The organism is Streptosporangium sp. NPDC006930, assembly GCF_040635605.1.
Taxonomy (GTDB): domain Bacteria; phylum Actinomycetota; class Actinomycetes; order Streptosporangiales; family Streptosporangiaceae; genus Streptosporangium.
In genome coordinates, this window is record NZ_JBEYID010000012.1 from 191,770 (window position 1) to 204,625 (window position 12,856).

Sequence of the window (12,856 nt, forward strand, 5' to 3'; positions counted from 1 at the left end):
TGCTATTGAGTTTCTTCGGCATGACCGTCATGGTTCTCACCGAGCTCAACCTAGGCGACCTGGCATTCCTGTTCGGCCCGCACCTCGTGGAGAGCGGCGAACCACAGCTGGTCGTGAAGCTTCTCACCGGCAAGTCGTCGGACGGGGAGCTGCTGGTCTACCGTCCAGACGGGATGTTGCTGCAGCGTCGCGTGTTCCGCGGATGGAGCACCATGCCACCCCCTCTCCCCCCGTTCGCCGTGCTCGACCACCTCTTCCTGGTGATGCGCGCCATCGTCATGGTGAAGGGCGACTCCACGGTCGCGCTGATCGGCACCGCCTGCTCACCCGGTGCCGCCGTGGCGACCGCGCTGGCCGGGCGCTCCTGGCGGCCGGTGTCGGGACAGCTTCTCGTGGTCGACCGGGCCACCGGCCAGACGCTCCCCTTCCACGTACCACTGGACCTGCGCGGCAGCGCCCTGGAGTCGGCGAGGACCGGCGGCCTGATCGGCCCGGAGACCGACCCCGGCACCTGGCGGCGGGCCGAGCCCACGCCGGCCGGGGAGTCCGTTCTGGTCCGTCCGGAACTGCTCGGCCCGATCGTCCCCATCACCGCCAGGCTCGCCCCGCCCACCCTGGTCAGGATCTGCCAGGAGGACGGTGACCGCTGCGAACTGGAGCCCTGGGCCTTCCAGCCGCACGTCTGGCCACCGAACACCTCGGACCTGGCCGACGCGCCCCGCTACCGGCTGCTCATGCCGGAGTTCGGCGGCGCGGAGGAGGCCGCGACACTCATCGACGACATGCTCCAGGAGACGCCATGCCCCGGCGGACCGCGTACGGCCCCGGAACACCTTGCTGGGTTGACCACATCACCGTCGACCTGACCGGCGCGAAACAGTTCTACGGCGGCCTGTTCGGCTGGGAGTTCACCAGGGAGAACGACCGCGGCTACCATCTGATCACATTGCGAGGGGAGATCATCGGCGGCCTCGGGCCCAGCCCGATGGGCATGGCGCCCGGCTCGTCGTGGAACGTCTACCTGGCGTCCAAGGACCTCGACCACACCCGGACGGAGGTCGGACGCCTGGGCGGCCGTGTCGTGATGGGTCCCGTGCCGGCGGGTGAGGACGGCCGCCTCTGCCTGGCCGTCGACCCGTCGGGCGCGGCGGTCGGCTTCTGGGAGGGCGGCAGGGACGAGGGCGTGGTCCTGGTGGACGAGCCCGGTGCCCTGTGCGCCTGCGAGCTGCACACCGCCCGCCCCGACTCGGCGGAGGAGTTCTACCGGGGCCTGTACGGTGACGTGCCTGCGGTGATCCGCTCCTCGTCCAGGACCGGCTGGGTGCCGTTCTTCGGTATCCAGAAGGCCCGGGACGTCGAAAACGCCGAGAACGCCGAAAGCTCCGGGGGCTCCGGAAACGGCGGGGGCACCACGACGGAGACGGCCGCAGGGAACACCGAAGACACCGGAAACAACGGAAGCACCACGACGGAGACGGCCGCGGGGAACACCGAAGGCACCGGGAGCACGGGGATCACCGTCGCGGCGGCGCTCGCCGCCGGGGCCCGTCGGCTGGAGTCCGGCCTGTTCGCCGACCCCCTGGGCGGGGTCTTCGGCCTCACCAGCGGGAATTAGTCAGGAAATGCGTATCATGATGAGCATAAATACGTATTAACAAGTTTCCCTCACCCTTGCGATGATTCCAGAGTTGGCAATTCTCGCAGGGGAAAGGCATTTCATGACGCCTGACGTGACGGTGATAGGCGGAGGCCCTGCTGGAGCGATCTCGTCGGCGCTGCTGGCCCGGGCGGGCGCCCGGGTCCGCCTGCTGGAACGGGATTTCTTCCCCAGATATCACATCGGCGAGTCGATCTCCTCTTCCTGCCGGGCCATCATCGACCTCGTCGGCGCCAGGGAGAAGATCGAGGCCCGCGGCTACCAGGTCAAGGAGGGGCTGCTGCTCCGCTGGGGCGCGGAGCGCGACTGGGCGATCAACTGGCCGGACCTCTTCGGCGACCAGGTGCGCTCCTGGCAGGTGGACCGCGCCGACTTCGACGACGTCCTGCTCAGGCACGCCGCCGACGAGGGCGTCGAGGTGGTCCAGGGCGCCCAGGTGAAGAAGGTCCGTTTCGACGGCGACCGCGCCGTGGGCGTGGAGTGGACGCACGACGGGCGTCTCCGGGAGGCTCCCGCCGAGTTCGTGGTGGACGCCTCGGGTCGCGCCGGTGTGCTCTCCTCCCAGCACTTCCGCAACCGGCGACCGCACGACGTCTTCCGCAACGTCGCCATCTGGGGCTACTACCGGGGCGGCGCCCTGCTGCCCCGTACTCCCCGGGGCGGCATCAACGTGATCTCCTCCCCCAATGGCTGGTACTGGGTCATCCCGCTCAGCGGTGACGTCTACAGCGTGGGCTTCGTCACCCACCGGGACCAGTTCCTCGCCCGCAGGCCCGAGTTCCCCTCGCAGCACGCGATGTTCCTCGCCCTGGTCGCGGAGTCGCAGACGGTGGCGGAGCTGGTGGCGGGCGGTCGCCTCGAAGGTGAGATCCGCGTCGAGCGGGACTTCTCCTACTCGGCCGACAGCTTCTGCGGCCCCGGCTACTTCCTCGCGGGCGACTCCGCCTGCTTCCTCGACCCGCTGCTCTCCACCGGCGTGCACCTGGCCATGTACAGCGGCATGCTCGCCGCCGCGAGCATCCTGTCCACCCACGCGGGGGACGTCACCGAGCGCGAGGCGCTGGCATTCCACGAGTCCCACTACCGCAACGCCTACGGCCGGATGTTCTCCATGGTCGCCGGGTTCTACGAGCAGTACCGGGGCAAGAACAGCTACTTCTGGCTGGCCCAGCGCCTGGCCAGGGGGCAGTACCCGGAACTGATGAGAAAGCGCGGCGGCGAGGCCCCGGCTCCCTCCGACGGCGCCTTCGCCTCGATCACCTCCGGCCTGACCGACCTGGACGACGCCACCCGCGTCGGCGGCGCGGCCCCGCTGGACGCGATGGTGCTCGCCGGCGAGCTGGTCGCGGAAAAGACCGGCGACCGGAGCGCGGACCTCGGCGGCCCCGGCGACGCGTCAGGGCTCTACCTGGTCACCGAGCCGAGGCTGGGCATCGGCAGGGCCGTCGAACCGGTGGCACCACGCTGACCGAAGACCGGCCGATCGGCACACCCGCCGGACCGGTGGCATCGCGCCGACCGGAGGCCGACCGGGTGGTAGCCGTGCGCGAGACGGCTCAGCGAGTCAAAGCGAACCGAAGCGACGAAGACCGAGCGGGAGCAGGTCAGAGGTCGAGGGCGGTGGCCAGCTGGTGCCGTCCTCGGATGCCCAGCTTGCGGTAGATGCGCCCCAGGTGGGTGTCGATGGTGCGCTTGCTCAGGCAGAGCCGCTCGGCGACCTCCATGCTGCTCATGCCCTGCCGTACCAGCTCGACGACCCGCTGCTCGGCGGGGGTGAGCACGATCCGGGCGTGCGAAGGACGCGCGTCCGGCGCGTGGTCCCGGCTCCCCGGCTCCCCCGCGGCGATCGTACGGGCCGCGGAGTGCTCGCCCAGCGCGGTGTACGCCCGAGCGGCGTGGGCACGCCAGGGCAGGCAGGCGGGGTTGGTGATGCCTCGGGCGGAGAGCCGGTGCCCGCAGTCGAGGAAGAGGCCGAGCGCGGTGGCGTGGTCGTCCGCCGCCGCCGCGATCAGCCCCTGCACTTCCAGGACCATGCTCTTGACCAGGGGGTGGGCGTCGGCGGGGATCGTCATCTCGCGTACCAGTGCCTTGGCGTCGTCCACCCGCTCCATCCGGATCAGGGCCCGCGCGCCGCAGGCGCGGGCCGCCGTGGCCAGCACCCGCGCACCGATCAGCTCGGCTCCCTCCCGCGCGTCGAGCGCGTCCCGCAGGCTGTCGGCGGACTCGCCCCTGCGGTAGTCGACGTCCGAGCGCAGCAGCAGCCCGAGCGCGTGCAGATCCGGCTGGTCCCAGGTGCGGGCGTCCCGCAGGATCCTGGTGCACACGTCCAGCGCGTCCTCCGGCCGTCCCGTCCAGCCGAACGCGAGCGCGGCACCCACCAGGCCGGTGCCGACCGGCCGGTCCCTGGGGGATCGGTCCCTGGTAGCCCGCGTCGCCAGCCGCCTCGCGGTGTCCGGGTATCGCCCGCCCGCCGCGACCATCGCCGCGAGCGCCCCGGAGAACTCCTTCGCCGCCGCGTCCGGCGTGCCCGCCACAGCCATCCGCAGCGACCTGCGCAACCCCGCGCGGTATCCCGACAGCACTCCCTGCGCGGTGAGCCGCAGCAGCGGCTCCCTGGGCGGGTCCGCCATCGTCGCCAGCTCGTGGGCCGCGGTGACGAACGGCCTGACGCCCACCGTGCCGGCGGCGAGCGCGGGGCTGGCCAGGTTCAGCAGCGACCTGGCCCGCCGGGCGGGATCCGGCGCGGTGGTGGCCAGCGCCTCGGCGTGCCGGACGCAGGCGTCCAGGTCGTGGCGCAGCTCGACCATGCCGAGTTGCAACGTCAGCTCGTGGATGGTGGCGGAGTCGTCGGTGCAGGCCAGCGCACGGCGCAGGTATCGGGTCGCGTCGTCGTACCGGCGGGCCGCGACCGCCTCGGTGGCCGCCCTGCGCAGCACCGGGATGCCCCAGTCGGAGTCGGTGAGCATCAGGTGCTCGGCGGTCTGCGCGGCCGGCGCGCCCAGCCTGTCGAGCAGCGCGGCCCCGCGTTCGTGCAGGCCGAGTCTGGTCTGGTTGTCGACGCGCGACAGTACGGCGGCGCGGACGAGGGGGTTGCGGAACCGTACGGGTGGCCCCTCCGCGATGAGTCCCGCCTGGACGAGGGCGCGGCGGGCCTGGCGGATCTGCGGCTCCCCCTGGCTCAGCAGGATCGCCGCCACGGTGGTGTCGGTGTCGGGTCCCATCACGGCGAGCTGGGTGAGCAGTTCCGAGACCACGGGGTCGTGGTCGTTCAGCCATTCGAGCACGGTGTCGGACAGTGCCGCCGTACCGATCTCCAGCACCTGGTCGATGTCGGGCTCGCCGGGGCTCACCCTCGCCTGCCGCATCCGGCCGGTCAGCTCGCGCAGCACCAGCGGGTTACCCTGCGACAGCGTGTGGCAGAGCGCGGCCAGCTCCACGTCGGGCGGCGCGCCCATCGCCTCCGCGACGAAGTCGGCCGTGCAGGTGGCGCAGAACGGTCTGAGCTGGACGGACCGCGCGTACGGCAGATTGCCCAGGTCCGCACCCAACGCGGCCGGGGTGCTGCCCGGCAGCGTGGCGACCATCATCACCGGCAGGTCGTCCAGGCGGCGCGCGATGTAGGAGAACCATCGCAGCGAGGGGGTGTCGGCGAAGGCCAGGTCGTCGATCGCGATCACCACGGGATGGTCGGCGACCAGTTCGCGGGTGATGTGGAACAGGTTGAGCAGCAGGTCGTGGGTGGCGGCACCGTCGCCGTCGGAGGCCCGGTCGAACTGCTTGCGGGTCCGCTCCCCCGAGGAGAGCACCGGGTCGAAGAGCTGCCTCACCATGCCGTAGGCGAAATGACTCTCGCTGGGATGACAGCGGGCCCGCAACACCCGGCTGCGCTGGGGAAGCATTTCGGTGACGGCGCCGAGCAGGGAGCTCTTGCCCATCCCGTTCTCCCCGAGGATCGACGCGACGACCGGCCTTCCTGACCGGAGCCCGTCAATGGCCTCCCGGAAGACAGTCAATTCTCTGTCCCGGTGAAGAAGTGATGCCATACCTCATCGTCCCATTCTCCCGATACAGATCTCAACGGGCGCCCTACCCGTCTTTCTCGGCGACCGATGTGCGCTCCCACCACCGCCGATGCGGCGATACTGAGGCGCCTGCGCCCGAAACCTAAGTATCGGCCGCGCGATGCGTACAGTTTTTTGCGCATTCACCATAGTGGTCCTCTCGTGTTTGAATCCGCATTGAAGAGGGTTTCGAGAGCTTGATATAAAAAAGGCGGTTGGCAATGGAGAGTCCACGGCTGAAGGCTCATTTCCATGTCGAGGTCGTGGACGGATCCCGGGTCTTCCTGTACGCGGAGGGAAAGGACTTCCTCGTGCCGGGGAAGGCCGCCGCGGCGGTGCTGCCCTACCTCGACGGTCGCAGGACCGTGAGCGAGATCGTCCAGGAGCTGTCCGGGCGCGTTCCGTTCACCACGGTGCTGACCACGCTGCGCCGCTACGAGGCGGCGGGACACCTCGCGGAGGGCAGGCCAGACCTGCCGGAGAGGGTGCTCGCCTACTGGGACGCGCTGGGCATCGATCCCGCGGCCGTCACCAGGGGCACACCGGTCACCGTCTCGGCCGTCGAGAGGGTGGACGCCGCGCCGGTCGCGGCCGCCCTCACCGAGCTGGGGCTGAACGTGGGCACCGGCGCGATCGGCGAGGTGCCCGCGGAAGGGGTGTCGGTCGTGCTCGTCGACGACTACCTCGACCCGGCCCTGGAGCACCGCAACGCGCTGCAGCTCGCCTCCGGGCTGCCCTGGCTGCTCGCCAAGCCCGGTGGCGTCAGCCCGTGGCTCGGCCCCTACCTCGACCCCGACCACACCGGCTGCTGGTCGTGCCTGGCGCAGCGGCTCAGCGGCAACCGCCAGCTGGAGCGCTACCTCGCCGGCAAGCGGGGCGAGCGGACGCCGCTGCACCCGGTACGCGCGCAGATCGCGGCCGGGCCGCTCGCGCTGGCCGGGATGCTCGCGGCCGAGGTCGCCAGGATCGTGGCGACGGGTGAGCCGGGCGCGCTCTGCGGCCGGATGGTCACCCTCGACCTGGCGACCATGGAGACCGGCGGGCACATTCTGATCCGCCAGCCGCAGTGCCCCTCGTGCGGCACGCCGCCCGACGGCGACCCCAAGATCGTGCTCACTCCGAGCCTGGCGAGCCACGTCACCGACGGCGGCTACCGGGTCAACCAGCCGCAGGAGACATTCGAGCGGCTGGAGCGGCACATCAGCCCGCACCTCGGCGCGATCACCAAGCTGATCTCGATCGGCGCCGACTCCAGCGGCCTGACCTTCAGCTACGCCGCAGGACACAACTTCGCCATGGTCAACGACAGCATGGACCTGCTCCGCCGCAACCTGCGCGGCCAGAGCGGCGGCAAGGGGCGCTCGGAGATCCAGGCGAAGGTGAGCGCCGTCTGCGAGGCGATCGAACGGTACTCGGGGGTCTGGCGGGGAGACGAGCCGGTCATCCGGGCCGCGTACGCCGACCTGGACCCGGCCACGGCCGTGCACCCGGACCGGATGCTGCTCTTCTCCGACGAGCAGCGGGCCGGTCGCAAGGAGTGGAACGCCGACCCGGCGCACCGGCTGCAGCAGGTGCCCGACCCGTTCGGGGAGAACGTGCCGTTCGACTGGTCGCGGGCCTGGTCGCTGACCAAGGACGAGGAGCGGCTCGTCCCCGCCGCCTACGCCTGGTACGGCCACCCCGACCTCTACGGCCACTTCTTCTGCATCGCCGACTCCAACGGCAGCGCCGCGGGCAACACCCTGGAGGAGGCGATCCTGCAGGGCATCTGCGAGCTGGTCGAACGGGACTCGGTGGCGCTGTGGTGGTACAACCGGCTGCACCGCCCCGGCTTCGACCTCGACTCGCTGAACGACCCCTACGTGGACGAGCTGCGGGACTTCTACGCGAACATGGACCGCGACCTGTGGATGCTCGACCTCACCACCGACGTGGACATCCCGGTGTACGCGGCCGTCTCCCGGCGCCGCCACGAGGTCGAGGACATCATGGTCGGCTTCGGCAGCCACCCCGACCCGCGCATCGCGGCGTTCCGCGCGCTCACCGAACTCAACCAGTTCCTGCCCAGCGTGGACCGGCGTGACGAGGAGGGCAACACGCTCTACCGGGTGGACGACCCGGAGATGCTGGCCTGGTGCAAGGGGGCCGTGATCGACCGCGAGCCCTGGCTGCTGCCGGACCCCGACCAGCCGCTCACCACCGTCGGCCCGCCCGCCCCCACCGACCTGGCCGAGTGCGTACGCCGGTGCGTGGACTCGATCGAGGCGGCCGGCTCCGAGGTGATCGTCGTGGACCAGACCCGCCCCGACCTGGACCTGAACGTCGTCAAGGTGATGGCGCCCGGCCTGCGGCACTTCTGGCGCCGTCTGGCACCCGGCCGCCTCTACGACGCGCCGGTACGGCTCGGCTGGCTCGACCGCCCGACCCCCCAGGAGGAGATCAACTCCTGGAACGTGTTCTTCTGAGACGGACGGTGCCCATGAACCCCATCATCGTCTCCCGGCTCCGCCGGGACGCGTCGTTCTCCGGCGAGCACATCCGGTTCGCCGCCACAGTCCGCGAACTGAAGAACCTGTCACAGGGACAGGGCACCGCGCTGAAGCTGCTCGCCGAGGGCGACCAGGACGACGCCGCCCTCGCCGCCGCGGTGACCACCGCGGACGGCGAGGCGGGACTGCTGCGCTGGCACATGCTGTTTCGCAGGCTCAACACCTCCGGACTGATCGAGCACGCCGTACAGGTGGACGGCGACGTCACGGCGAGGCTCTATCCGGTCGGCCGTGGCTCGACGCTGCCGGTGGCGGCCCCCGCAGGACCGGTGCGGCTGTCGCGGTTCGCCGAGGCGCGGGTGGTGGACGGCACGCTCACCCTGCGGGCCTCCGGCCATCACCTCGCCGTCGAGCTGATGCCCCGGGCCACGGGACTGCTCGGCGAACTCGCGACCTGGAACACCGGGACGCCCGCCCCGCTGCTGCGACTGTTCGCCACCGCCGGCCTGCTCGCACCCGGCGGCCCGGACGAGGACCTGGAGACGACCGAGCGCTCCTACGCGCAGTGGCACCCCGCCGACCTGGCCTTCCACTCCCGTACCCGCTTCCCCGCCACGGTCGGCGGCTACGGCGGGACCTACCCCCTCGGAGACCGCTTCCCTCCAGAACCGGTCTCCCCACCACCCTCCGGCCTGCGTACGGTCGCGCTGCCGGTGCCCGACCTGGACGAGATAGCGGCGACGGAGCCGTCGTTCACCGAGATCCTCGAACGGCGCGGCTCGACCCGCGCCCACGACGATGAGACGCCGATCACCCTCGCCCAGCTCGGCGAGCTGCTCTACCGGAGCCTGCGCAGGCGGGGCACGATGACGGGCAGCGACGGCCAGCGGCTCGCCAACCGGCCGTATCCGAGCGGCGGGTCCGTACACGAGCTGGAGGTCTACCCGCTCGTCACCGCGTGTGAGGGACTGCCCGCCGGGCTGTGGCACTACGCGACCGACCGGCACGAGCTGGAACTCGTCGCCGAACCCGGCAAGGCCACCGACGTGCTGGTCAGGGAGTCGCGGAACGCCGCGATGATGGAGACGGACCCGCAGGTCGTGCTGCTGGTGACGGCGAGGTTCGGCCGGGTGATGTGGAAGTACGAGACCGTCGCCTACCCGCTGGTGCTCAAGCACGTGGGCGTGCTCTACCAGACCCTCTACCTGGTGGCCACCGCGATGGACCTCGCCGTGTGCGGCCTGGGCGGCGGGGACGCCGCGGCCTTCGCCACCGCCTCGGGACGCGACCCGCTCCTGGAGGGCACCGTCGGGGAACTCGTCCTCGGCTCCCGGCCACGGACGGAAGGGTAGACCCCGATGAGATCCCGCCACCGGCCCCGGACGAAGGGGTAGAGCGCGATGAGATTCCGCTACCAGGCGCTGCAACGGATGCGCGAACCCGACGAGCTGGACTCCCCCACCCTGCTCGCCACCCCCCGGGGCTGGATCGCGGTCTTCGTCGTGATGATCGTGATGGCGGGCGGGCTGGTCTGGGCGTTCGCCGCCGAGCTGCGCATCTCGGTCGCCGCCCCGGGTGTCCTCACCCACCCGGGCGGTACGGCCCGCATCCAGAGTCACTACTCGGGCCTGGCCCGCCGCGTGCTGGTCAGGCCGGGCGACCGGGTGATCGTCGGCCAGTCCGTCGCGGAGCTGCAGGACGCCGAAGGCAAGATCCAGCAGGTGGCGAGCCCGTTCACCGGCCAGGTGGTCGGCACCACGGTCAACGACGGCCAGGTCGTCGCCGTCGGCACCACGATCGCCACCGTCGAGCGGACCGACCTGCCCGACGACCGCCTGGTCGCCATGGTGTTCGTGCCCGCCGACCGGGCCGCGTGGATCGCCCCCGGCCGGCCGGTCGACCTGGAGGTGTCCACCGCACCCGCCGCGGCCTTCGGGCTGCTGCGCGGCCAGGTCACCTCGGTGAGCCGCTACCCCCTCACCGGTGAGGCGCTGGCCGGGCTGGTGGGCGGCGAGCTCGCCGCCAAGAGGTATGCGGCCGTCCAGGCCCCCCTGATGATCATCGTGGACCTGATCCCCAAACCGGGCACGCACTCGGGATACACCTGGTCGACCGCGCAGGGGCCACCCGTGCAGCTCGACTCCCAGGTGACCGTTTCGGCCTCCATCCACCTGGGCGAGCAGACGCCGTTCGACCTGGTGCTCGGGCGCTGAGCGGAGGAGGCATCGATGACGGACATGACGACGAGGCCCGCGAAAGCCGCCCCCGCGAAGCGGGGAAGGCGCCGATGACGAACACGACGACGAGGCCCGCCAAGCCCGCGGTCACGAAGCGGAGGAGGCGCCGATGACGAACACCACACTCGACCCCGCGAAACCCGCCAAGCCCGCGCCCAAAAAACAGCCGCAGGCCCCGCGCCCCCGCAGGAAGAACCGCCACCGGGTGCCGACCGTGATCCAGATGGAGGCGGTCGAGTGCGGTGCCGCCGCGCTCGCGATGGTCCTGGGCCACTACGGCAGGCACGTCCCACTCGAAGACCTGCGCGGTCGCTGCGGGGTGTCCAGGGACGGGTCCAAGGCGTCCTCGATGCTCGCGGCGGCCCGCTCCTACGGGATGATCGCCAAAGGCTTCCAGGTCGAGGCCGAACTGCTCCGCGACCAGACCGGTCCGGTGATCATCTTCTGGGCGTTCCAGCACTTCATCGTGGTCGAAGGGCTCGTGACCCGGTTCGGCCGCACCATGGTCGCGGTGAACGACCCCTCGTCGGGCCCTCGGCTGATGGAGTGGTCGGAGTTCGACTCCGGCTTCACCGGGATCATGCTCACCTTCGAGCCGGGGCCGGACTTCAAGCCGGGCGGCGAACGCGCCAAGCTCAGCAAGGCGCTGCTGCAGTGGCGGCTGCCGTCGGGACGCGCCCTGCCGCTGGTGCTGCTCGCCAGCGCGCTGCTGCTCCTGCCGGGCATCGCGGGCCCCGCCTACTACCGGGTGTTCATCGACCGGGTGCTGACCGGAAACTCCCCCGGCATCCTGCCGCCGCTGCTGATCGTGATGGCGTTCACCGCGGTGGCGATCTTCGTGCTCACCTCGGTGCAGCAGTACTACCTGCTGCGGCTGGAGATCAGGGTCGGGCTGGTCGGCTCGGCCCGCTTCTTCCGGCACCTGCTCCGGCTGCCCATCGAGTTCTTCCTGCAACGCCGCCCGGCCGAGGTCGCCAAGCGGATCTCCACCAACGACACCGTGGCCGAGATCCTCTCCCGCGACCTCGCGCTGACCGTGATCAACATGGTGCTGGTGGTGTTCTACGCCGCGCTGCTGGTCCGCTACGACGTGCTGCTCGGCGTGATCGGCGTCGGCATGGCGGCGCTGAACATCCTCGTCCTGCGCTGGGTCGCGCGGGCGCGCAAGGACGCGGTCACCGCGCTGCGCACCGACCGGGGCAACCTCACCGGCACCACCTTCGCCACGCTCAGCATGATCGAGACGGTGAAGGCCACCGGCGCCGAACCCGATGCCTTCACCCGCTGGGCGGGCTTCCTCGCCAAGGTCGTCTCCGCGCAGCAGCGACTCGGTGTGCCCACCGCGGTGCTGGTCGTCGTACCGCCCCTGCTCGCCACGGTGAACACCGGCCTGATGCTGCTGATCGGCGGGCTGCGGGTGGTGGAGGGCGTGCTCAGCATCGGCATCCTCATCTCCTTCCAGACCCTGCTCGCCGCGCTCAGCAGGCCGGTCACCCAGCTCACCAACCTCGGCGGCCGTCTGCAGGACCTCAGCGCCGACGCCAAGCGCATCCACGACGTGGAACGGCACCCGATCGCCCGCTGCTTCGAGCGCAGCGGCGACGCGGCGGAGATCGGCACCCGCCTGGAGGGCCGCCTCGAACTGCGAAATGTCACCTTCGGGTACGGCCCGCTGACCGATCCCATCATCACCGACCTCTCGCTGAGCATGACACCGGGCAGCCGGGTCGCGATCGTGGGCGGCTCCGGCAGTGGGAAGTCGACCCTGGGCCGCCTGCTGACCGGCCTGTACGAACCGCGCTCCGGGCAGATCCTGCTCGACGGCCACCCGCTGGACGAGATCCCGCGTACCGTGCTCGCCGGCTCGATGGCCTACGTCGACCAGGAGATCGTGCTGTTCGCCGGGACCGTCCGCGACAACCTGACCCTGTGGGACGAGGCCGTCTCCGACGAGGTGGTGCTCGCCGCGCTCCGCGACGCCGCCGTCTACGACGCCGTGCTCGCCCGCCCCGGCGGGATCAACTCGTTCGTCCGCGAGGACGGCCGCAACTTCAGCGGCGGCCAGCGGCAGCGGCTCGAACTCGCCCGCGCGCTCGCCTCCGAGCCGACCCTGCTCATCCTCGACGAGGCCACCAGCGCCCTGGACCCGGAGACGGAACACGTCATCATGGACAACCTGCGCCGCCGCGGCTGCGCCTGCCTGCTGATGGCCCACCGGCTGTCCACCATCCGCGACGCCGACGAGATCATCGTCCTGGACGGCGGCCGGGTCGCCGAGCGCGGCAGCCACGAGAACCTGCTCGCCGCCGACGGCATCTACACGCGACTGTTCAACACCGGAGGAGGACTGTGAGCCCCCGCCGGAATCACCGGGATCACCGTCCCGCTGCTCGACACCGGAGGACGACCGTG

General features: G+C 71.0%; 8 protein-coding genes. 7 read left to right on the forward strand and 1 reads right to left on the reverse strand.

From position 1 onward, the window contains the following. Positions 1–20: 20 nt before the first annotated feature. The 3 genes from ABZ664_RS22165 to ABZ664_RS22175 all read left to right on the forward strand — a co-directional run bounded on the left by ABZ664_RS22165 (position 21) and on the right by ABZ664_RS22175 (position 3,125). Entirely contained in the window at positions 21–866 is an 846-nt protein-coding gene (locus ABZ664_RS22165) for a hypothetical protein (protein WP_362512846.1), read from the forward strand. Next, the gene (locus tag ABZ664_RS22170; protein WP_362512850.1) at positions 800–1,615 is read left to right on the forward strand and encodes a VOC family protein; all 816 of its coding nucleotides are present in this window, start codon (positions 800–802) and stop codon (positions 1,613–1,615) included. The genes ABZ664_RS22165 and ABZ664_RS22170 overlap by 67 nt, the downstream gene beginning before the upstream one ends. 103 nt (positions 1,616–1,718) lie before the next feature. After that, positions 1,719–3,125 carry an NAD(P)/FAD-dependent oxidoreductase gene (locus ABZ664_RS22175; RefSeq protein WP_362512853.1) on the forward strand — a complete coding sequence of 469 codons (1,407 nt, stop codon included), beginning with the start codon at positions 1,719–1,721 and terminating at the stop codon, positions 3,123–3,125. Positions 3,126–3,261: 136 nt separating this feature from the next. On the opposite strand, the gene ABZ664_RS22180 is transcribed toward ABZ664_RS22175, so the two are convergent. Then, positions 3,262–5,700 carry an AAA family ATPase gene (locus ABZ664_RS22180; protein WP_362512856.1) on the reverse strand — a complete coding sequence of 813 codons (2,439 nt, stop codon included), beginning with the start codon at positions 5,698–5,700 and terminating at the stop codon, positions 3,262–3,264. A gap of 239 nt (positions 5,701–5,939) precedes the next feature. On the opposite strand from ABZ664_RS22180, the gene ABZ664_RS22185 reads away from it, so the two are divergent. From ABZ664_RS22185 to ABZ664_RS22200, 4 genes are all read left to right on the forward strand, one after another. After that, entirely contained in the window at positions 5,940–8,183 is a 2,244-nt protein-coding gene (locus tag ABZ664_RS22185) for a TOMM precursor leader peptide-binding protein (protein ID WP_362512860.1), read from the forward strand. Between the two features lie 14 nt (positions 8,184–8,197). Beyond that, positions 8,198–9,559: a SagB family peptide dehydrogenase gene (locus tag ABZ664_RS22190; protein ID WP_362512863.1), complete on the forward strand. Its 1,362-nt coding sequence runs from the start codon at positions 8,198–8,200 to the stop codon at positions 9,557–9,559. A 48-nt stretch (positions 9,560–9,607) separates the two neighbouring features. Then, on the forward strand, positions 9,608–10,420 hold the full coding sequence (locus ABZ664_RS22195) for an HlyD family efflux transporter periplasmic adaptor subunit (protein ID WP_362512866.1): 813 nt from the start codon (positions 9,608–9,610) through the stop codon (positions 10,418–10,420). A gap of 133 nt (positions 10,421–10,553) precedes the next feature. After that, the gene (locus ABZ664_RS22200; RefSeq protein WP_362512869.1) at positions 10,554–12,797 is read left to right on the forward strand and encodes an NHLP family bacteriocin export ABC transporter peptidase/permease/ATPase subunit; all 2,244 of its coding nucleotides are present in this window, start codon (positions 10,554–10,556) and stop codon (positions 12,795–12,797) included. Positions 12,798–12,856 lie beyond the last annotated feature (59 nt).